The organism is Xenorhabdus szentirmaii DSM 16338, assembly GCF_002632585.1.
GTDB lineage: Bacteria > Pseudomonadota > Gammaproteobacteria > Enterobacterales > Enterobacteriaceae > Xenorhabdus > Xenorhabdus szentirmaii.
Genome location: NZ_NIBV01000002.1, coordinates 1,200,833 through 1,221,549 on the forward strand (window position 1 = coordinate 1,200,833; position 20,717 = coordinate 1,221,549).

19 protein-coding genes and 1 pseudogene are annotated in these 20,717 nt (G+C 44.1%); 11 read left to right on the forward strand and 9 right to left on the reverse strand.

Annotated elements, in window-relative coordinates:
• Positions 1 to 86: 86 nt before the first annotated feature.
• The 6 genes and pseudogenes from sapF to Xsze_RS15400 all read right to left on the reverse strand — a co-directional run.
• Entirely contained in the window at positions 87 to 896 is an 810-nt protein-coding gene (gene sapF / locus Xsze_RS15375; protein WP_038233848.1) for a putrescine export ABC transporter ATP-binding protein SapF, read from the reverse strand.
• A complete protein-coding gene (sapD, locus tag Xsze_RS15380; protein ID WP_038233846.1) occupies positions 897 to 1,889 on the reverse strand; it encodes a putrescine export ABC transporter ATP-binding protein SapD in 993 nt (330 codons plus the stop codon).
• Positions 1,889 to 2,776 carry a putrescine export ABC transporter permease SapC gene (sapC, locus tag Xsze_RS15385; RefSeq protein ID WP_038233843.1) on the reverse strand — a complete coding sequence of 296 codons (888 nt, stop codon included), beginning with the start codon at positions 2,774 to 2,776 and terminating at the stop codon, positions 1,889 to 1,891. Before sapC ends, sapD begins: the two co-directional genes overlap by 1 nt.
• The gene (gene sapB, locus Xsze_RS15390) at positions 2,763 to 3,728 is read right to left on the reverse strand and encodes a putrescine export ABC transporter permease SapB (RefSeq protein ID WP_038233841.1); all 966 of its coding nucleotides are present in this window, start codon (positions 3,726 to 3,728) and stop codon (positions 2,763 to 2,765) included. Before sapB ends, sapC begins: the two co-directional genes overlap by 14 nt.
• Positions 3,725 to 5,452 carry an ABC transporter substrate-binding protein SapA gene (sapA, locus tag Xsze_RS15395; protein ID WP_038233838.1) on the reverse strand — a complete coding sequence of 576 codons (1,728 nt, stop codon included), beginning with the start codon at positions 5,450 to 5,452 and terminating at the stop codon, positions 3,725 to 3,727. Before sapA ends, sapB begins: the two co-directional genes overlap by 4 nt.
• A gap of 436 nt (positions 5,453 to 5,888) precedes the next feature.
• Positions 5,889 to 6,002: pseudogene (locus Xsze_RS15400) on the reverse strand (SDR family oxidoreductase); the annotation flags it as partial.
• A 252-nt stretch (positions 6,003 to 6,254) separates the two neighbouring features.
• On the opposite strand from Xsze_RS15400, the gene Xsze_RS15405 reads away from it, so the two are divergent.
• Genes Xsze_RS15405 through Xsze_RS15410 form a run of 3 tightly spaced genes read left to right on the forward strand, consistent with a single transcriptional unit; the run spans position 6,255 to position 8,441 of the window.
• A complete protein-coding gene (locus tag Xsze_RS15405; RefSeq protein ID WP_051462252.1) occupies positions 6,255 to 6,920 on the forward strand; it encodes a lysoplasmalogenase in 666 nt (221 codons plus the stop codon).
• Positions 6,844 to 7,041 carry a lysoplasmalogenase family protein gene (locus tag Xsze_RS23355; protein WP_209435259.1) on the forward strand — a complete coding sequence of 66 codons (198 nt, stop codon included), beginning with the start codon at positions 6,844 to 6,846 and terminating at the stop codon, positions 7,039 to 7,041. Before Xsze_RS15405 ends, Xsze_RS23355 begins: the two co-directional genes overlap by 77 nt.
• Positions 7,038 to 8,441, forward strand: coding sequence for a coniferyl aldehyde dehydrogenase (locus Xsze_RS15410; protein WP_099138150.1), 1,404 nt, complete (start codon positions 7,038 to 7,040; stop codon positions 8,439 to 8,441). The genes Xsze_RS23355 and Xsze_RS15410 overlap by 4 nt, the downstream gene beginning before the upstream one ends.
• A gap of 33 nt (positions 8,442 to 8,474) precedes the next feature.
• Here the strand turns inward: Xsze_RS15410 and pspF are convergent, their stop codons facing one another.
• Positions 8,475 to 9,491, reverse strand: a complete 1,017-nt coding sequence (gene pspF, locus Xsze_RS15415; RefSeq protein ID WP_038233835.1) for a phage shock protein operon transcriptional activator — start codon at positions 9,489 to 9,491, stop codon at positions 8,475 to 8,477.
• A gap of 218 nt (positions 9,492 to 9,709) precedes the next feature.
• On the opposite strand from pspF, the gene pspA reads away from it, so the two are divergent.
• From pspA to tyrR, 6 genes are all read left to right on the forward strand, one after another.
• Positions 9,710 to 10,381, forward strand: coding sequence for a phage shock protein PspA (pspA, locus tag Xsze_RS15420; RefSeq protein WP_038233833.1), 672 nt, complete (start codon positions 9,710 to 9,712; stop codon positions 10,379 to 10,381).
• A gap of 91 nt (positions 10,382 to 10,472) precedes the next feature.
• Positions 10,473 to 10,700, forward strand: a complete 228-nt coding sequence (pspB, locus tag Xsze_RS15425) for an envelope stress response membrane protein PspB (RefSeq protein WP_038233831.1) — start codon at positions 10,473 to 10,475, stop codon at positions 10,698 to 10,700.
• Positions 10,700 to 11,062, forward strand: a complete 363-nt coding sequence (gene pspC / locus Xsze_RS15430; RefSeq protein WP_038233829.1) for an envelope stress response membrane protein PspC — start codon at positions 10,700 to 10,702, stop codon at positions 11,060 to 11,062. The genes pspB and pspC overlap by 1 nt, the downstream gene beginning before the upstream one ends.
• Positions 11,063 to 11,248: 186 nt before the next feature.
• Positions 11,249 to 12,646 carry a YcjX family GTP-binding protein gene (locus Xsze_RS15435; RefSeq protein ID WP_038233827.1) on the forward strand — a complete coding sequence of 466 codons (1,398 nt, stop codon included), beginning with the start codon at positions 11,249 to 11,251 and terminating at the stop codon, positions 12,644 to 12,646.
• Positions 12,643 to 13,719, forward strand: a complete 1,077-nt coding sequence (locus Xsze_RS15440) for a YcjF family protein (RefSeq protein WP_038233825.1) — start codon at positions 12,643 to 12,645, stop codon at positions 13,717 to 13,719. The genes Xsze_RS15435 and Xsze_RS15440 overlap by 4 nt, the downstream gene beginning before the upstream one ends.
• 198 nt (positions 13,720 to 13,917) lie before the next feature.
• Positions 13,918 to 15,495, forward strand: coding sequence for a transcriptional regulator TyrR (tyrR, locus tag Xsze_RS15445; protein WP_038233823.1), 1,578 nt, complete (start codon positions 13,918 to 13,920; stop codon positions 15,493 to 15,495).
• A 21-nt stretch (positions 15,496 to 15,516) separates the two neighbouring features.
• On the opposite strand, the gene Xsze_RS15450 is transcribed toward tyrR, so the two are convergent.
• The gene (locus Xsze_RS15450; protein ID WP_051462251.1) at positions 15,517 to 16,512 is read right to left on the reverse strand and encodes a serine/threonine protein kinase; all 996 of its coding nucleotides are present in this window, start codon (positions 16,510 to 16,512) and stop codon (positions 15,517 to 15,519) included.
• A gap of 802 nt (positions 16,513 to 17,314) precedes the next feature.
• Positions 17,315 to 17,818, reverse strand: a complete 504-nt coding sequence (gene tpx, locus Xsze_RS15455) for a thiol peroxidase (protein WP_038233821.1) — start codon at positions 17,816 to 17,818, stop codon at positions 17,315 to 17,317.
• Between the two features lie 200 nt (positions 17,819 to 18,018).
• On the opposite strand from tpx, the gene Xsze_RS15460 reads away from it, so the two are divergent.
• Both Xsze_RS15460 and zntB read left to right on the forward strand, forming a co-directional pair.
• Positions 18,019 to 19,614, forward strand: a complete 1,596-nt coding sequence (locus Xsze_RS15460) for a peptide ABC transporter substrate-binding protein (RefSeq protein WP_244431721.1) — start codon at positions 18,019 to 18,021, stop codon at positions 19,612 to 19,614.
• Between the two features lie 32 nt (positions 19,615 to 19,646).
• Entirely contained in the window at positions 19,647 to 20,630 is a 984-nt protein-coding gene (zntB, locus tag Xsze_RS15465) for a zinc transporter ZntB (RefSeq protein WP_038233817.1), read from the forward strand.
• Positions 20,631 to 20,717: the final 87 nt, after the last annotated feature.

Genomic DNA, 20,717 nt, shown 5'->3' on the forward strand with positions numbered 1-20,717 from the left:
AATTCTACCACGCCAGAGAAAAATGTGGGGAGTTTCCCACGCTGTTCCGATCAGTGGATAAAATAAATCCAATTAATGGTGAAATATTAAATGATATCCTGACGCCAAGCTTCGGCAGACAGGGCCTCACCAAAATGGCTTGTGATTAATTTACGTGTAATATCATGCAGCGGGGAAGCCAGCACCTCTGCGGTATTACCTCGCTCAACAACTTCTCCTTGATGCATAACCAACATCTGGTCACTGATGTGTTTCATCATCCCGAGGTGTTGGGTGACATAGATATATGAAATATCGTGCTTGTCCTGTAATTCCAGCATCAGGTTGATGATCTGGGAGCGTATCGACATATCAAGAGAAGCCAGTGCTTCATCTGCAATAATAATTTGTGGTTGCAATATCAAAGCCCGAGCCAAAGCTACGCGTTGTTTCTGCCCAGAGGCGAGCATATGCGGGTAATAATAAGCATGATCGGGTAATAAACCAACTTGACGTAATGTTTGGTTAATCCGCTTTTCCCGTTCAGGCGGTGACAATTCCGTATTCAGGATCAGTGGTATATCCAAAATTTGACCAATGCGCTGGCGTGGGTTTAATGACGTACTCGGATCTTGAAAAATCATGCGAATACGCTGGCTGCGGTAGCTGTAATCACCATAAGTCATCTTATGGTGATTAATCATGATTTCCCCCGAGGTGGGCTCTATAACACCTGAGAGCATCCTTGCCAGCGTAGATTTGCCTGAGCCATTAGCCCCGATGATCGCCAGCGTTTTTTTGGGTTGCAAAGTAAAGCTGACAGGCTTTACCGCCTCAAGGTGAAGGTGGCGGAAAAGTCCCGTTCGGTAACGGAACGTTTTTGTCAGGTTTTTGACTTCGAGTAATGTATCAAGCACTTACGATTCCTCCATGTTCAGGGGAAAATGGCAGGCGAATGCATGGTTTTTGATCACCCTTAACCGGGGCGTTTCAATACATGTTTTTTGAGCATAAGGGCAACGAGGTCCCAGCCGACATCCCACCGGCAGGTGTTCCAGCGACGGAATGACACCAGATAGTGTATTCAATCGGCTCTTATGTGGTAACGGGCTGCCAAAGTCAGGCATGGAACGGAGCAGCGCCTGTGTGTAGGGGTGGTAAGGTTTTATCAACAATTCATCTGGTGTGGCACTTTCCACGGTTTGACCACAATAAAGCATATTAATGCGTTTGACCAGTTTACTCATCATTTGCAGGTCATGACTGATAAGCAATATTGTCATGTTGTTGTTTTGATTTAAGCTCGACAGCAAACGAAATATTTGTGCCTGCGTTGTTGGTTCCATTGCGTTGGTTGGTTCATCCGCGATCAGCAGGCGTGGCTGGTTAGCCAGCGCAATCGCAATCATCACTTTCTGACATTCACCTTCCGTTAACTCATAAGGATAACTGCTCATGATGTCATTGTGATCTTTGATGCCTACACGGTGAAGTAATTCAATTGCCCTGCGTTTGCGCCAATGAAATCTTTGCCACCAACGACCTTTAAATGTCCAGCCTGGAATAGCTTGTATTAGTTGTTTGCCAATATTTTCTGATGGATCGAGGCATGATTGCGGTTCCTGAAAAATCATTGAGATATTGTGCCCGATGACTCTGCGGCGCTGCCTTGGGGTAAGACGCAATAAATCAATGTCATTGAAGCGAAAGCGATCTGCGGTAACGTTGAGATTATCTTTCGTCACACCGCATATTGCTTTTGCAATCAGGCTCTTTCCTGATCCGGATTCACCTGCCAGCCCGAGTATTTCACCTTCTGTCAGCGAAATGCTCATTCGGTCAACGGCCTTGACCGGACCTTCTGCTGTCATAAATTCAATAGTGAGGTTTCGAATATCAAGTAATGGCATCATTCGACTCCTGCGTTAATAGCACGGTGAAGACCGTCGCCCAGTAAATTGACTAACAGTACACTGATCATGATTGCCGCTCCGGGCAACAGCACGGTCCATGGTGCAGCATAAATCAACTCCAGTGAATCTCCCAGCATAGCACCCCATTCAGGGGATGGCAGTTGTGCACCAAGATCGAGAAATCCCAATGTAGCAATATCCAGAATTGCGATAGAAAGTGCACGGGTTAATTCAATGACCATGACTGCGGTGATATTGGGAAAAACGGCATAGCGCAAGATATGGTAATTTGACGCACCATCCAGACGGGCTGCAATGACATATTCTTTATCTAGTTCGTCATGTACGGCAGTATAAATGGTACGAACTATTCTTGGCAGCAAAGCCAGACAAACGGCTATCAAGGCATGTTGCAGACTGGTTCCGACAAACGCAACAATGATAATTGCCAGCAGCAGTGACGGAATAGCAAGCAAAGTATCGAAAATATGGTTCAGTATAGCGGATTTCAATCCATGGGTTATACCGGCAAGACTTCCGATAAAAATCCCCACAATGGCCGCAGCGGCAGTGACAAGCAATGCAGAACCGAATGTGGAAGATGTTCCTATCAAAAGGCGGCTGAAAATATCACGCCCCAGATCGTCTGTACCAAGGAAAAAAGCGACATTGCCGTGATGGGACCACGACGGAGGCATCAGTTGATGCATAAATTGTTGATCAAGCTGGTATGGCGCAAGATAATAACCGAACAAACTCAGCATCACTAAAATCAACACGCCATAGAAGCCGATCATTGCCAATATGTCAGCGTAGAAAAATCGCCAGATTACTTTCAATGGCGAAGGCATTTTCTTTTCGCGATAAATATTATCTAAGGGCATACCATTCCTTATGCTTCAAGGGATTAGCCATTGCACCAATAATATCTGTCAGCACATTAACTAACATAACTAATGCACCGACAACCATGACACCCGCTGAAATGACGGAATAATCTTGCTGACGGATTGCGTTGATAAGCCAACGGCCCAAACCGGGCCAGTTAAACACCTGCTCTGTGACCATCGCTAATGTAAACATGGTTGAAAACTGTAATCCCAGTTTGGGGATAATGGGAGGCAAGGCATTGTGTAACAAATGTCGGCGAATGATAGTCATCCGTGATAAGCCTCGTGTTGCAGCTGATTTAATGTAATTTTCGGCATATACCTCCTCAGTACTGTTGCGCATTAAGCGAATAACTTCGGTCGTGGGAGCAACAGCCAAAGTGATAACAGGTAAAATCATATGCAAAATAACGCTCATGATCATTTCATTGCGATAGGGAGCGTTTGAAAGCCAGGCATCAATCAAGGCTGAGCCGGTAACCGGTTCCATCCGATACAGCAGATCAAATCGTCCGGAAACAGGCAGCCATCCCAAGTAAAGCGAAAAAAGAAGGGTCAACAGCAGGGCCAAGCCAAAAACAGGAATGGAAAAACCAAACAGAGCGAAAGTACTGATGATCGTATCAGCTTTTTTGTTACGCCAGACGCCTGCAATGATCCCGAGGGGGATACCAATTATCAACGCGATAGAAAAAGAAAGAATACAAAGCTCCATAGTAGCGGGGAAGACACTATAAAGTTGGTCAATAATTCGTTCACCGTTAATGCTGGAAACTCCAAAGTCCCCTTGGAGCAGATTGCGGAAATAAAATATATAAGCATCTGTCAATGATGCACCACTCAAGGGACCATGAGGTGTAAAATACATCAAGCTGAAACTGATTAATGAAAGAAAAAACAGCGTCACAACCAGCAGTAGCAAACGACGCAGGATATAAATAATCATTTTCTTCCCTTTTTATATTCAGTCGGAGCAGAATTTTCTTGTTCGCGGTAAACGCCGCCAAAAGAGCTATTGCCAAACGGACTCAATATTAACCCTTTAATATTATATCGGAAAATCTGCAAGCGCATTGAATAGGCCAATGGCAGTACGGGTAATTGTTGTGCCAGTATTTCTTGCGCAACATGGTAATTTTCGATGCGGGATGCAAGCTGCTGATTGAGCAAGGCTTGATGCAGAGCATCATCAAAATTTTGATCACACCATCGGCTCAGATTAGTTTGAGATGCGATGGCTGCACAACTCAGTAATGGCCGGAAAAAACTGTCAGGGTCATTGCTATCAGTCGCCCAGCCAGCCAGTGTCATATCGTGAGTTTTATCCATTAATTTATTTTGCTGAAAACGACCTTCAACAGGCCGGATAGACATTTTGATCCCGACCTGAGCCAAGTCTGCCTGAATGAGTTCGGCCATTTTCAGCGGGCTTGGGTTATAGGACTGCGATTCGGTTGGGACCCACAATGTTAATTCCAGCCCGTTCAATCCCAGCTTATTTAAAATATTGCGTGACTTTTCAGGATTGTATTCGGTGATTTCGGCACGATTATCATACGCCCATGATGCACGAGGCAGTATAGATGCCGCAGTTTCAGCCGTGCCATAGTAAATTGATTTCATCAAGCGTTGGTTATTGATGGCATAGGCGATAGCCTGACGAACTTCCAGCTGATTCAATGGCGGCTTGCTGGTATTAAATGCAAGATACGCGATATTCATGCCTGAGCGCAATGTCTGGCGGAGATTGGGATCATCATGCAAGATGTTCCACTGATTGGCATCGGGATAGGCCAATACATCACATTCCCCAGTGAGCAGTTTTGATATTCTGCCCGTACTGCCAGCCCCGGTATCTATAACGACTTGCTCCATATGTGGTTTGCCTTTCCAATATTTGTCATGACGGGCAAGGCGGATAAACTGCTTCGATTGATAATCTTCCAGCATGAATGGCCCGGTCCCAACCGGTTTCCAGTCTATTTGTGTCTGTCGATTCATTTGGAACAGTTTTTGCGCATATTCCTGAGACAATATGGGAGCGTAATGTGTTGCCAGATGCCAAATAAAAGATGCATCAGGCTCATTAAGGCGGAATTCTACGGTATATTCATCAATTTTTCGAATGTCCTGTACGGAATCGCCAAATTGTAAACTGTCAAAATAGGGATAGGAACCGCCATTGATATCGTGATAATAGTGAGTTTTGTCAAAGACACGACGGAAACTAAAAACAACATCATCTGCATTCATGGTTCGGGTCGGCGTAAACCAATCGGTTGTTTGAAAAGCGACATTATGGCGCAGATAAAATCGATAGGTTGCTCCATTGTCCAACACTTTCCAACGGGACGCCAATTCAGGAACCAACCGGTAGGTTAGGGGATCAACCCCCAGCAGGCGATTGTAAATCTGGGCAGCCAGAGTGTCTGCGGTTAACCCGCTGATTGCCATTTGTGGGTTGAATGTATTCAGGTTGCCATTGACGCAATAAATAAAGCCATGCTGACGCAAATCGGCGGAAATGTGGGGAACGCTATCAGGTGTACTGTCCGGTCTTGATTCAGGAATAGATGCTGAAACCATCGTAAGGGAGGCTGGCGCAGTATTCTTATCCGCCAGAGCGGGAGCTGACAGCAATAATATTATCCAATAAATCAAATTGCGCATATAAAACATCAGTCATAAAAAAGAGTCCGGCTATTGTAGCGTAATTAACGCTTTTTACTCAAAAACAACGACAGATCACTAAAATGAGAAAGATTCTCAATAAAGCGCTTTACAAGTGTAATTGAGATGCATTATCATCTGTGGCGTGCGTTCTAGAAGACATCCCTGTAATAGTAGATATGTAATTTTAGAAAAGGCACGACATTGCTCACATTGCTTCCAGTATATTTTTATTAGCCGGCTCGGGTGCCGGCTATTTTTTTATCGGGTGAGCCTCGATTTCTTTGGCGTTAAGGTTGGTAATTAAGGTTTGAAGTTAAGTGTAGCAGACCGCATTTATCAGCCCACGAGATTTCAAACATGAGCCGCTATGCTTAAGGTTGATTACAAATATGAATGAAGCCCCGAATACGCGACTCAATTTTATAAACCACTTTTATAAACCGCCGCATAAATCTGTAAAGCTTCCGGTGACAAATGAAGCTTCATCACTCAGCAGCCAAAGAATTGCATTGGCGACTTCTTCAGGCGTTCCACCTCTTTGCATCGGGAAATGAAATAACGAAACGCCAATAAATAAAAAATGCGATTTCTATTAGCATATAACTTTATATATGCCCATGACCTACAAAAATGTGCTTCATTGTTTAATGATTGACTGGTTTTGTGATCCGCTCCCGCTTCGATATGTGCAGGTGGAATTAAATGAAGGTGAAACACTTGGCTACAAAGGCCGTGTTTGTTGTGAGTATAGAGAATTCTGCTACTGTTAAAGTAAGGAAGAAACAATAGGACGAGGCTTATGTCATCAAATTATTGTACTTTTCAGCATAGCATTTATCATAAAATCGGATGGCTCTATATACTCCTTTCAGTGAGTGCCATAGCCGGTATCTTGCTCAGTGTTTCGGTCAATCCGACATGGATTTGGCTTCATTATCTGACGAAACCTACTGCCATTGCATTATTAGCGGTCTGGATTCTGTTGAACGTCAAACCTGCCTCAATTCATTATCGCAATGCCATTGCATTTGGCCTTGTATTCGCCGTAGGGGGTGACATCTGTTTGATGTTGCCGCAAGATTATTTTTTGGCCGGACTATGTTGTTTTCTGATCACACATTGCGCTTACATTTATGCTCTGTTTTGCAACGATAGGGCTTACAGGGACATGGGTGGCAACGATATTGATATTTCTGAGACTAAGAAAAAAGGTTTCTGTCCAAAGTGCATGATCCTTCGTACGATTTTCACAGTCGTTGCCGTTTTTGCCCTATTTGCAGCCATTACATTATTAATACTCAATGGATTGTGGAATTACCTCCCTGACAGCATGAAAGTTCCCGTGGTTGTCTATGCGGTAACGTTGGCCTTCATGGCCTCTTTACCCATTGAAAAAAACGCCGCCCTCAGCACAACGTGCCGCGAATATTGCGGCGCTTGGCGGTATCTTTTTTGTTATCAGTGACAGCCTGCTTGCTTATAGTCATTTTTACATTGAAAATCCGTTAAGCCCACTCTGGATACTCAGCACGTATTATCTCTCTCAATGGTGTTTTGCCAGCTCTGTGCGGAGGCGTGATCAGTGACAAAATCAATCAATGCCCAATTTGCAGCATTACGTCAAACTTGGGAACAGAATCGACCTGATGAACATCAACGGCGAGATGATTTATTGCGTTTGCGAGCAAATTTCAAAGCCAGCCTGAATGAAATGGCGGAAGCCATTTCCTGTGATTTTGGCCATCGTTCCCATCACGAGAGTCTGCTGGCAGAAGCGATAACTGTGTTGACGGAAATCGATCTGTGTCTGAAATACCTTAAAAAATGGATGAAACCGCAAAGGCGCAAAGCAGGATGGCAGTTGTGGCCGGCAACGGCTGAAATACGCCATGTGCCCCTTGGGGTCGTTGGCATCATGGCACCGTGGAATTATCCGGTTAATTTGATCCTTGCACCCTTAATAGCGGCGATTGCAGCGGGGAATCATGTCTTTATCAAACCTTCAGAATATACGCCACATACCAATGCGTATTTAGAAAAACTGCTAAGCGAAATTTTTCCTGAAAATCGTGTCTGTATTGCACAAGGCGGAGCCGATATTGCAGCCGCTTTCTCTGCTTTACCTTTTGATCACCTGTTTTTCACCGGCTCCAGAGAGAATGGTAAAAAAGTGATGGCTGCCGCCGCACAAAACCTCACCCCGGTTACGCTGGAGCTTGGCGGCAAGTCTCCCGTCCTCATTGCGCCTGATGCCGATCTGAAAAAAGCGGCTGCCCGCATTGTCACCGGAAAACTTTTTAATTCCGGGCAAACCTGTATAGCACCAGATTATGTATTATTGCCGGAAAGCGTAATGGAATCGTTTGTGGATGAGGTTAAGAAGCAGGTTTCGCGACGCTATCCCCAATCCGGCAATCTTTCTGACTACACGCGCATCATCAATAACAACCATTATCAACACATTGCCAGATTGCTTGAAGATGTCATCGTGAGAGGTCATCAGGTTATTTCACTGATACCTGCCGCTGATTCGGAAAAAGCGTCTGAACAACGTGTTTTTGTTCCTACACTGGTTTTAAATCCCCATGATGACAGCGCTGTCATGCAGGAAGAAATTTTCGGTCCTTTGATGCCGATTAAAACCTACCGCTCATATGATGAAGCCATCCACTATATTGCCAGCCGTGATCGTCCATTGGCCTTTTATTGTTTCAGCCACAATAACCAACACATTGAAGCCGCCTTATCACGCATCGTTGCCGGCAGCATTTGCATCAATGACACACTGTATCAATTTGCCTGTACAGATTTACCCTTTGGCGGTGTAGGGCCAAGTGGCATGGGCCATTATCACGGCCATGAGGGTTTTAAAACCTTTTCTAAGGCTATGCCTGTTTTGCGCAAATACAATCTGGCAGTGACCGATCTGCTGCGTCCTCCTTATGGTAAGTTTGTTGACATGGTTATTTGCTTTCTCACACGATAATTTTCTCACCCGATAAAAAGAACAGCCCAAATGTTAATTGATGTGGATATCGATATGATGCTTTTTGATTAATCCACGCAGCTGGTGGTAAGTCAGGCTCAGCTTGTCAGCGGCCTTTCTCTGGTTGAAATGACTTTCTGCCAGTGCCTGCATGATTAAACGTTTTTCGCTGTCACTTTGCCATTGTCTTAAATCAAGTGGGAGTTCGGGAAGGGGGCACTCTGACACACCATCTTGTGCAGAACATACCGGGAGAGAAGCGGAAAGAAGTGTCTGCGAGGGCAAAAATGGGTTGATGATGACCGTTTTTAATTCATTGGCATCATCTCCGTGTCGATAAATGGAACGTTCGATGACATTCTTTAACTCACGAACATTGCCGGGCCAATGATACGAAAGTAATTGTTGTTTAGCTTCCTTGGCAAACCCGGGAAAAAAGGGCAGGTTCAGTTCTCGGCACATCTGAATCGCAAAATTTTGAGCCAATAACATAATATCTTGTTGTCGTTGACGCAGCGGCGGGATCTGGACCACATCAAATGCAAGTCTGTCAAGCAGGTCTGCCCTGAATTTGCCACGGGCGGCCATTGCAGGCAGATCTTCGTTGGTTGCACAAATCAGGCGTACGTTGACTTGCAATGATTGAGTGCCACCGACACGTTCCAAGTGACCATATTCAATAACGCGGAGAAGTTTTTCTTGTACCTGCATGGGGGCAGTGGCAAGTTCATCAAGGAATAACGTTCCGCCATCAGCTCTTTCGAAACGCCCTTGATGTTTTGCTCGGGCACCTGTGAATGCCCCCGCTTCATGACCAAATAATTCTGAATCAAGCAGATTTTCATTGAGTGCGGCACAATTCAGGGAAATGAAAGGACCTTGCCAACGGGGGGAAAGATAATGCAGTCGGCGGGCAATAAGTTCCTTGCCTGTTCCCCGTTCACCCAAAACCAGGACGGGCTTGTTCAATTTTGCGAGGGCAGAGACTTGTTCCAATATTTCAATAAAACAGTTTGCTTCACCTAATAGATTATCAATGAATTCAGACATGGTATTTTTCGCCAATAGTTGGTCAATTTAACTACGTTAAATCATTGCAAGGAAAAATTAAAGTGAAAATTATTTATTGTATTTCAATTGGATAATAAAAATAAAAAAGTTGGCATGTATCTTGTATTAAGTTTAGTGCCTTGCCGTATATCTTGTATCCCCGACTGACAATACACAGGCATAACATACATACATTCTAATGAAAGAGGTTTATGACTATGGGTATTTTTTCTCGCTTTGCTGATATCGTTAACGCCAATATTTCTTCTTTGCTGGATAAAGCGGAAGATCCACAGAAAATGATCCGCCTGATGATTCAGGAAATGGAAGACACATTGGTAGAAATCCGTTCAACCTCAGCCCGTACTCTGGCAGAGAAAAAACAGCTTCAGCGTCGTATTGGCATGGGTGAAAACCAAATTGACGGCTGGCAAGAAAAAGCTGAACTGGCCTTGGTCAAAGGTAAAGAAGATTTGGCTCGTGCGGCGTTGATTGAAAAACAAAAAGTCAGCACTTTGGTGGAAACATTGACAAATGAGCTGTCTATTTTGGATGAAACACTTGAACGCATTAAAGGTGAAGTGGCTGAACTGGAAAATAAACTGACAGAAACGCGCGCAAGACAGCAATCATTGGCACTGCGCCATCAGGCGGCAGCTTCTTCCCGTGAAGTGCGCCGTCAACTTGACAGTGGTAAAATAGATGAGGCCATGGCGCGCTTTGAACAATTTGAACGTCGGATTGATCACATGGAAGCAGAAGCTGAATCTGTGGGGTTGGGCAGACAAAAATCGCTTGAACAGCAATTTGCCGAATTGAAAGCTGATGATGAAATAAGTGAACAACTTGCGGCCCTGAAAGCTAAAATGAGTCTCAAAAATCCACAATGATGACCCCTACCATCTATACCTAATAGGTTTCAAGATGCAGCCCAAAAAGCTGCAACTTGAAAAACGGCAGGTATATAACTAAGGAAAGATAATGGGCTATATATTTCTTATGATCCCGCTGATTATTTTTGTGCTCTTTGTTTTACCAATCTGGTTGTGGCTGCACTATAGCAACCGGAATGTTAATCAAAGTCAGTTAGGGAACAACGAAATGCAGCGTTTAGAACAACTGACAGAAAATGCTCGGCGCATGCAGGAACGAATCAAAACACTGGAAGACATTCTTGATGCGGAGTACCCAAACTGGAGGCAATCATAATGTCAAATATACACAGCCGTAAGCTATACCGCTTGCCTGAACAGGGAATGGTAAAAGGGGTGTGCGCGGGTCTGGCGGATTACCTTAATGTGCCCGTGGCGCTTATCCGTGTCATCGCAGTGTTATCGCTGTTCTTTGGGTTATTTGGCATTACGGTGTTGGCTTATATTATTCTGACTTTTGTCATGGACCCGGCACCCGCAGGATATCAGACCGAAGAACAAGATAAACGAACATCAGCCCGGAATAGGCTGGATGAAATAGACTATCAATTGAGATCGGGTGAAGCGCGTTTGCGTCAGATGGAGCGTTATATTACCTCTGACACTTTCAGTATACGCAGCCGTTTTCGTCATCTTTGATTTATGGCTTGATTATCATCGACATAACCAATGCAGATACAACCAATACATTAAAAAATAAGTCCGGCCAGTGACAGAAGCCAATGACAGAATGACAGAAGAAAGACATTCGCCATTATGCTGATGTTACAGGCTGGACTAAGCTGAATGAAGCAAAACCACGGCATTTCATTATCTGGGAGAAGCATGAAACGGTTGCAAAATGAACTGACGGCGCTTGTTAATCGTGGAATGGATCGCCATTTGCGGCTGGCAGTCACGGGCTTGAGCCGCAGTGGAAAAACCGCCTTTATCACCTCTTTAGTCAATCAATTACTTTATGTCCACGCCGGAGCCAGATTACCCCTGTTTTCTGCTGTACGTGACGGGCGGCTGCTGGGAGTAAAGCGAGTACCCCAGCGGGATTTCGGTATTCCTCGTTTTTCTTATGATGAAAATATTGCTGCATTACATGATACTCCACCCCATTGGCCGATAGCGACACGCGGCGTGAGTGAAATTCGTCTGGCACTGCGTTACCGTTCTGAACACTCCTTATTTCGTTACCTCAAAGAAACTTCCACTCTGTATCTCGAGATTGTTGATTATCCGGGAGAATGGTTGCTGGATTTACCGATGCTGGAACAAAACTATCTGGATTGGTCACAACAGATGAATGGAATACTCAAAGGTGAGAGGGAAAAACTGGCCAAACCGTGGTTGACGTTGTGTAAACAATGTGACCCATTAGCTCCTGCTGATGAAAATTTACTTGCCAGCATCGCTCAGGCGTATACGGATTATCTGCACCAATGTAAACAGCAGGGATTGCATTTTATTCAACCCGGCCGCTTTATATTGCCCGGTGATTTAGCGGGTGCACCTGCATTACAATTTTTTCCATGGCCTGATATCAACCACATCGGTGAGCAACAATTAGCCAAAGCAGGCAAGCATACCAATATCGGTATGCTCAGAGAACGCTTTGCTTATTATTGTGAGCATATCGTCAAAGGATTTTATAACGACCATTTTCTCCGTTTTGATCGGCAAATTGTGCTGGTGGACTGTTTACAGCCATTAAACAGTGGCCCGCAAGCATTCAATGATATGCGGCTGGCTCTAACACAACTCATGCAAAGTTTCCATTATGGGAAACGAACACTGTTTCGCCGCCTATTTTCCCCCTGCATAGATAAGTTGATGTTTGCAGCCAGCAAAGCTGACCATATTACGGCAGACCAGCATGCCAATTTGGTTGCTCTTTTACAGCAGTTGGTTCAGGAAGCTTGGCAGAATGCGGCATTTGAAGGGATCAGCATGGAGTGTGCAGGCCTTGCCTCTGTTCAGGCAACAGAAAGTGGCATTGTTATTCATGATGGTGAAAAGACGCCAGCCATTAAGGGTACTCGTCTGTCTGATGACAAATTACTGACATTTTTCCCCGGGGATGTGCCACAACGTTTACCGAATAGTGAATTCTGGCAGAAGCAGGGGTTCAATTTTGAGTCATTCCGGCCAAAGTCAATCAATGTCGATACACCGCTGCCCCATATTCGCATGGACAGTGTAATGGAGTTTTTATTGGGAGATAAATTAACATGAGTGCCCCCCTGAAACCGAGAATTGATTTTGATGATTCTGAACAAACCTGGTCTGAACCACGATTATCTGAGCCGTCATTGAAATCGAAAAAAGAATTCAATGGGCCAGAATTCTATCCTGTTCAACCTGAGCAAGAAGAGGATGAACGGGAAGGGGAATTTGAAGGTGCGTTGAACGCCGCGCTGAAACCCAAGCGTGGGTTTTGGCGGAAAGTGTTTTCTGTGGCAGTGCTGTTACTGGGTGTCAGCGTCATTGCACAACTTATTCAGTGGATATACCAATCATGGCAGCAGCACGATTGGATAGCACTGGGCGCCGCCGCCGCAGGCAGTATGATCATCTTGGCGGCAATCGGCTCAATCATCAGGGAGTGGCGGAATCTCTATCATTTACGTCAGCGTACAGAAGAACGCAGTCTCGCAAAAAATCTGTTGCAAAGCCATGGTATTGGTCAGGGTCGTCAATTTTGTGAAAAATTGGCAAAACAGGCAGGAATAGGGGTGCAACATCCGGCGTTGCAGCGCTGGCTGGCTGCTGTTCATGAGACTCACAACGACCGTGAGATTGTCATGTTATACAGTAAATTAGTTCAACCTGTCGTAGACGCTCAGGCCAAAAAAGAGATAAGCCGTTCTGCTGCGGAATCAGCCTTAATGATTGCTGTCAGTCCATTGGCTATAGTGGACATGGCTTTTATAGCATGGCGTAATATTCGGCTTATTAATCGGATTGCCACACTTTATGGTATTGAGTTAGGCTATTTCAGCCGTATTCGTCTGTTTCGGTTAGTGCTACTCAATATTGCCTTTGCCGGAGCATCAGAACTGGTGAGGGAAGTGGGCATGGATTGGCTGTCACAGGATATTGCAGCCCGGCTTTCAGCCCGAGCCGCTCAAGGAATAGGTGCGGGATTGCTGACAGCTCGTCTGGGCATCAAAGCGATGGAGCTGTGTCGTCCTTTGCCGTGGGTTGATGGTGATAAACCGAAATTAGGCGATTTCCGCCATCAGTTACTGGCTCAGCTTAAAAACACATTACCGAAAAAGCAAAAACGGCAACAAGAAACACCGTAACTTAAAAATACTCATTGGATTTTAAGGTGCCGCGCTGACACAGCGGCACCTTAAAGGCAGTGGATATTGTCATTTAATGTCATTCAAGCTTGACACCTTGCTCCATCGTAAACTTTTAATGACAAAGGCTTCATCTATTGTGCGGTAACAGGTAACATTTCAGTCAGTTATGAACATCGTGTAAATAAGGTCAGAATAATGCGATTGGAAGTTACTTGTCAGGATAGAATTGGGTTAACTCGTGAGTTACTTGATTTACTGGTTTTAAGAAATATTGACCTGAAAGGAATAGAGATTTCTCCTGCACGTCGTATTTACCTTAATTTTACTCAAATTGATTTCAACACCTTTCGTTTATTGATGGCGGAGATTCGCCGCATCAATGGTGTCATTGATGTCAGAACCGTGGCATTCATGCCATCAGAGAAAGAACACAGAGCGATGTGGATGCTGCTGGAATCCGTACCAGATCCCATATTTTCCATTGATATGAAGGGTTATATTGATCTCGCCAATCCGGCGGCTTTAGCCTTATTTGGTCTTAGCAAAGATAAAGCCAATCAAAAAAACATTGCCCATTTGATTAGCAGCTATAACTTTCTTCGCTGGCTTGAAAGTGAACATCATCAACAGCATTCGGCACATTTATCCATCAAGGGGCATGATTATAAGATGGATATTATTCCGATGCAGCTAACGGATGAAAATCAGGTTGTCAGGTGTGTGGGCGCTGTAATCATGCTGCATTCTTCGGTACATGCCGAAACGCCGCAGAGAAAAACAGCAGTCAATGATCATAAAGCGTTTGAAGGGATTATCGCTGTCAGCCCTAAAATGGTTCATGTTGTTGAACAGGCCCGTAAAATGGCAATGCTGGATGTTCCCTTATTGCTGATTGGTGAAACGGGAACAGGAAAAGATGAGTTTGCAAAGGCCTGTCATTTACGCAGTGCGAGGGGAGAGCAGCCCTTCCTTGGGTTAAATTGTGCATCCATGCCGGACGATGTTGTGGAAAGTGAACTTTTCGGGTACGCAGCAGGGGCTTATCCCAATGCACTGGAAAGCAAAAAAGGGTTTTTTGAACAGGCCAATGGCGGTACGGTTTTATTGGATGAAATCGGTGAAATGTCCCCACAAATGCAGATTAAACTACTTCGTTTTCTGAATGATGGAACATTCCGCCGTGTGGGTGAAGATAACGAAGTTAAAGTTGATGTCCGCATTATTTGCGCCACTCAGAAAAACCTGATTGAGTTGGTACAAAAAGGTGAGTTTCGTGAAGATCTCTATTACAGGTTGAACGTTCTGACGATGACATTGCCCCCACTGCGGGAACGCCAGGCGGATATCATGCCTCTGACGGATTACTTTCTGACGCGTTTTTCCAAAGAACAAGGGATAGAAAAGCCTAAATATTCTCCTGATTTGGAAGCATTTTTGTGTGGCTACCATTGGCCGGGTAACGTGCGACAACTGCGTAATGCGATTTACCATGCCCTGACTCAGCTTGAAAGTCACATATTGCGTCCTCAAGATATTCAGTTGCCCGAATTAGAGACAGAAATGGCATTCAATGAAGACGTTTTGGTAGGTTCTTTGGATGAAATCAGCAAACGTTTCGAGCGCTCAGTATTAACTCGTCTCTATCGTCATTATCCCAGTACACGGAAACTGGCAAAACGGCTGGGGGTTTCGCATACCGCCATTGCCAATAAATTACGTGAATATGGCTTAAGTGGTAAGAAACATGCCACTGATCACGAAGATAATGAATAAATCAAGGTACGGGTATTTCCCTCATTTTTTACCGTGCTCTACAGGGGAAGGATAGGTTGTTAGTTTATCTGCTGGAGGATCAGAATCCAATGGCAGCGGGGTTGGTGAAATCCCTTCGGAGGAAGATTCTATCAGCGCCATGAGTTGGGGAATACTTGCCGGGCGTTCCGCGGGTTGAATAGCAAGCGCACAATCAATGGCATGTAAAAATGAAAGTGAATAACCCGCGGGACGCCGCTCAACCAAAGGCTGATAATGATCTTCAATATTGCGCACAATACTTACGGGGGGAGGAGTTCCCGCAATTAAGGTATGAAGTATTGCACCTAATGCGTAAATATCTGTCCAGGGGCCTTTTTGTTGTTGCCGGTCATCATGGGTGGTGTATTGTTCAAGGGGAGTAAAGCCAGATCTTAGCGTGACGTCAGGCTCGTTGGGAAAGTGGTCGGTTAACTTTCTGGCAGAGCCTAAGCCGAGTAAAATGGGTATTTCGTTCTCCTGAATAAGGATGTTATCTAAAGCGATATTACCGTGAAGATAATCTGAGTGGTGAATCATGTTGATTGCATCAAGCAGGGGGTACAAAAAACGGCAGATCCAACGCTGATTAATGGTTTCTGCTTGTGTTGCCAGTAATTTTTTTAACGTAATGCCATTATAAAAGGACCTTGCAATATAAGCGGTATGATTTTTCTGCCAAAAACTACGGAAAAACGGCAGGCATGGATGCTGGAAACAACTCATGACATGAGCTCCCCGCGCGAAACTTGTCAGGCCGTTCTGAAACTTTTCCTGAAAATCTTTTCTACGTAGCTTTAACTCTAAATCTCGGCCGCGAGTGACTAAAGAAGAGGGAATATATTCTTTAATCGCAACCATACATTTTAAACGATGATCCCAGGCACGATATACAACACCAGATTCACCTTTACCGATGATTGTTTCAATTTCAAATTCATTAAAACAGTACCCGATGGGAAGTGAATTCAAGGGATGATGATTATAAGTGTTTGACATGATATATAAGTCTCTTAGTCCATAAATTGGAATTGAAACTCTCCCTGTTCAAGAGATAAATAAGAATTCATAGTTGTAGATCCCTTGAAGGGAACTCAGTTCTATTTTTTCGATCTATACCCAATGGGTTTCAAGTTGCATCGCGGCGGCAAGAGAGTGAATCCCCGGGAGCATAGATAACTATGTGACCGGGGTGAATGAACGTAGCCAACAAAGAGGCAACTTGAAAGACGAAGGGTATAACCCGTGGCTAAAAATCACTTAGTTAACTGAGTCATGCCGATGAGAGCATCAATACCTCAAGATGAACTTTATTGTTGGTGGTTTAAGAAAGGACACGGATTTATGAAAATCCATGGTTTGGTTGGAATAAATCCTTTATAGAAATAGCTGCAAAAAGTTCCTTTTTTAAGCCTAAAGCTACCGCATGAGCCTTCTGATGAAGGTTCGGAAATCAATTAAAATATTTTATGACGCAGGTTGTCACTACTATCTTTATTGTTTCCACAGGTATTATGAGTTATTGAATATTCCACATATAAAGCTATATTGCAATGTTATTATTAATTGAAATTATTATTATATTGATGATTAATTTAAAAGGGATTATTTAAATAGATGGGGTAAGTTAGAAATATTTATTGTTTAATGTAGGAGGAATGGAAATAGTATCTCTGCAATATTTAAGACGAGAAGATAACGATGAATTCACGGTTATTGAATTCATCGTCACCAAATATTTATTACAAAACAATTAGTTCGCTGAGTTATAACGCAATACTAATGTTATTTAATAAAATAATTATTTTAATGCCAGCAGTGCGCTGTCGTAGTCAGGTTCGTCAGTAATTTCATCAACTAATTGACTATAAATAACTTCGTTATTCTCATTCAGAATAATGACAGCGCGGGAAGTCAGGCCGCCTAATGGGCCTTTGCTGATTGCAACGCCATAATCTTCCTGAAATTGTCCACCACGAAGTGTAGAAAGGGTAACCACATTGGACAGACCTTCAGAGCCGCAAAAACGGGACTGAGCGAAAGGCAAGTCCGCTGAAATGCATAGTACGACAGTATTATCCAATTCACTGGCAAGTTGGTTGAACTTACGGACAGATGTGGCACAAACACCGGTATCAATGCTTGGGAAAATATTAAGTACTTTACGCTTACCTGCGTATTGGCTCAATGTAACATCAGTGAGATCTTTGGCGACTAAGGTGAAATCTTTTGCTGTCTGGCCTACTTGTGGAAAATCTCCGTTGATGGTGATATCGCTACCTTGAAACTTAACTGTTTGTGTCATGGTTTTATCCCTCTATAAAATAAACTGCGCCGCCAGTGTAAAGGAATAGTGCGATCTTGCCCACAAAAATAGATGAAATATTTATGAAATACTGCATCTTCCTTTAATTAACAATGTCTTATAATTAATTTTTGAACAATTCTTGAACTTACAAGGCTCAAAATATAATGAATAATTTTAAGCTGTTACCCTCTATTGTTATGATGGCCGGGCTTTCTTTTTCCTTGGCGGTCCCTGCGGCAACTATTCCGGCTGGAACACAACTGGACCCCCGTCAGGAGCTAGTTCGCCAATTGAAAGATGAACCGGCATCGCTAGATCCAATAAAATCATTTGGTTTGACTGAAGCACAAATACTGCGTGATTTGTTTGAAGGGTTAGTGAACCAGGACGCCCGGGGGCAGGCTATTCCGGGGGTTGCCATTGATTGGAAAACCACAGATAACAAAACGTGGACATTTACCCTGCGTCAGGATGCCCGTTGGTCTAATGGTGACAGTGTAACAGCTTCTGATTTTGTTTATAGCTGGCAGAGATTAGTGAAACCCAATAACGCCTCTTCTTTTTCTTGGTTTGCCGCTTTAGCGGGTATTCAGAATGCACAGGAAATCATTGACGGGAAGCTGCCGGCAGAATCATTGGGTGTGGAAGCTGTCGATCCTTATACATTGAAAGTGACCCTGAACCGGCCTGTACCTTATTTTCCCAGTTTGACAAGCAATTTCAGCCTTTATCCGGTTAATAAACAGGATATTGAAAAATATGGCAATGATTGGACGCGGGTAGGGAATTTGGTTGGCAATGGCGCATTTATGTTAACGGGGCGGGTCGTGAATGAAAAAATAGTCTTGACCCCGAACCCTTATTACTGGGATCACAAAAACACGGTGCTGACCAAAGTCACTTTTATGCCGATTAATCAGGAATCGCACGCAACCAAGCGTTATCTGGCCGGCGATCTGGATATTACGGAATCCTTCCCTAAAAATATGTACCAAAAATTATTGAAGGATCTGCCGGGGCAGGTTTTTACCCCTGATCAATTGGGGACATATTACTATGCTTTTAATACACAACGGGCGCCAATGAATGATATCCGGGTCAGGCAGGCGCTTGCTCTGACGATAGACAGAAAACTCATTGCGGAAAAAATTGTCGGGACAGGAGAAAAACCGGCATGGCGTTTTACGCCTGATGTAACGGCCGGATTCCAGCCGGAGCAAAGCCAGCAGGAAATCATGTCACAAAAGGAACGTGATGAGCAGGCAAGAACACTATTGAAAGATGCCGGATTCGGCCCGAAAAATCCGTTGAAAATATCATTGCTTTACAACAAGTTGGAGAATAATCAACGGATAGCGATAGCCATTGGCTCAGAATGGAAGAAAAAGCTGGGTGTAGAAGTTAAGCTCGTGAATCAGGAATGGAAAACCTACGTTGATAATCGGAATACCGGTAATTTTGATGTGGTCAGAGCATCCTGGACAGGGGATTATAACGAACCTTCCAGCTTTCTGTCCCTTCTGACAACAACTCACAGTGGCAACATAGCGAAGTTCCACAACAATGATTATGACAAATTACTCAAGGCAGCCAGCCATGAGATTGATGATGCAGCCAGAAACCGCGATTACAACCGGGCAGAGAAAATGATTGCAGAGCAAGTCCCGATTGTGCCGATTTATCAGTATACCAACGGCCGGTTGATAAAACCGTGGTTAAAAGGATACCCAATCACGAATCCTGAAGATGTAGCCTATAGTCATACTATGTATATCATCAAGAAAACCAACTAAGTACGAAGATAAGGTACGAAAAAGGAGCGGATGTGGAAACGATCTACGGCTCAGTATTTAAGGGGTCAGATGCTGTTTACTCTTGCCAATTGAACGGCAAGGGGGGAACTGTGGCATTTGGGGAAGATTCACTTGCTACCGCAGAGCAACCATTTTGGCAGCATTTTGATTATAAAAATCAGGCCAGTTATCAATGGCTGATGAATACAACGTTGCTGCCGCCTTCGGTTAAAGAAGGGTTATTGAGTGAAAGTATTCGTCCGAAAGTATTGCGCACAGGTGAAGGGACCTTGATTACCTTGAGGTCGGTCAATCGCAACAATAATGCACGTCCTGACCATCTGGTTTCGTTCCGCATCTATATCAATGACAAGGTCATCATATCCAGCCGGCACCGGAAAATTCACTCAATTGACCAAGTACTGGATGATTTACATAACGGCGTTGGAGCAAAAAATACAGGGCATTGGCTGATTGAGATAGCTGATGCCATGACTGATGAGGTGAATGATTTTATTGAAGAACTGCATGATAATTTGATCGAACTGGAAGACGGTATTTTGGAGCAAAAAATTCCCGGTCGTGGGGAACTGGTATTATTGCGTAAACAACTTATCGTGCTGCGTCGGTATATGGCGCCCCAGCGTGATGTTTTTACCCGCCTGACCAATGAACGTTTACCCTGGATGAGTGATGATGAACGTCATTTAATGCAAGAAGTGGCGGACAGGTTGGGGCGTGGTTTGGACGATCTTGATGGCTGCATTGCCCGGACTGCGGTCCTTGCCGATGAAATCACATCCATGATGGCTGATGCGATGAACCGCCGTACTTACATGATGTCTTTGCTGGCAATGATATTCTTGCCGAGTACTTTTTTGACCGGATTATTTGGTGTCAATTTAGGTGGAATACCGGGCAGCGCATACCAATTCGGGTTTCTGCTCTTCAGCCTCTTGCTGTCAGTATTGATAGCCATTTTCTGGTGGTGGCTAAGGCGGACCAAATGGCTATGAAATCGATTGCACACATAATCAGCGGAATTTGGTTGATTATTCTGCCAATATGCAATTTATTCGATTAGTGTCATCGGATTTGAGATA

Excerpts from the sequence above, each read along its gene's own strand:
- sapD (WP_038233846.1), bottom strand. The coding sequence starts at position 1,889 with ATGCCATTACTTGATATTCGAAACCTCACTATTGAATTTATGACAGCA.
- sapC (WP_038233843.1), bottom strand. The coding sequence starts at position 2,776 with ATGCCCTTAGATAATATTTATCGCGAAAAGAAAATGCCTTCGCCATTG.
- sapB (WP_038233841.1), bottom strand. The coding sequence starts at position 3,728 with ATGATTATTTATATCCTGCGTCGTTTGCTACTGCTGGTTGTGACGCTG.
- sapA (WP_038233838.1), bottom strand. The coding sequence starts at position 5,452 with ATGCGCAATTTGATTTATTGGATAATATTATTGCTGTCAGCTCCCGCT.
- Xsze_RS15405 (WP_051462252.1), top strand. The coding sequence starts at position 6,255 with ATGTCATCAAATTATTGTACTTTTCAGCATAGCATTTATCATAAAATC.
- pspF (WP_038233835.1), bottom strand. The coding sequence starts at position 9,491 with ATGTCTGAATTCATTGATAATCTATTAGGTGAAGCAAACTGTTTTATT.
- pspA (WP_038233833.1), top strand. The coding sequence starts at position 9,710 with ATGGGTATTTTTTCTCGCTTTGCTGATATCGTTAACGCCAATATTTCT.
- pspB (WP_038233831.1), top strand. The coding sequence starts at position 10,473 with ATGGGCTATATATTTCTTATGATCCCGCTGATTATTTTTGTGCTCTTT.
- pspC (WP_038233829.1), top strand. The coding sequence starts at position 10,700 with ATGTCAAATATACACAGCCGTAAGCTATACCGCTTGCCTGAACAGGGA.
- Xsze_RS15435 (WP_038233827.1), top strand. The coding sequence starts at position 11,249 with ATGAAACGGTTGCAAAATGAACTGACGGCGCTTGTTAATCGTGGAATG.
- Xsze_RS15440 (WP_038233825.1), top strand. The coding sequence starts at position 12,643 with ATGAGTGCCCCCCTGAAACCGAGAATTGATTTTGATGATTCTGAACAA.
- tyrR (WP_038233823.1), top strand. The coding sequence starts at position 13,918 with ATGCGATTGGAAGTTACTTGTCAGGATAGAATTGGGTTAACTCGTGAG.
- Xsze_RS15450 (WP_051462251.1), bottom strand. The coding sequence starts at position 16,512 with ATGTCAAACACTTATAATCATCATCCCTTGAATTCACTTCCCATCGGG.
- tpx (WP_038233821.1), bottom strand. The coding sequence starts at position 17,818 with ATGACACAAACAGTTAAGTTTCAAGGTAGCGATATCACCATCAACGGA.
- Xsze_RS15460 (WP_244431721.1), top strand. The coding sequence starts at position 18,019 with ATGATGGCCGGGCTTTCTTTTTCCTTGGCGGTCCCTGCGGCAACTATT.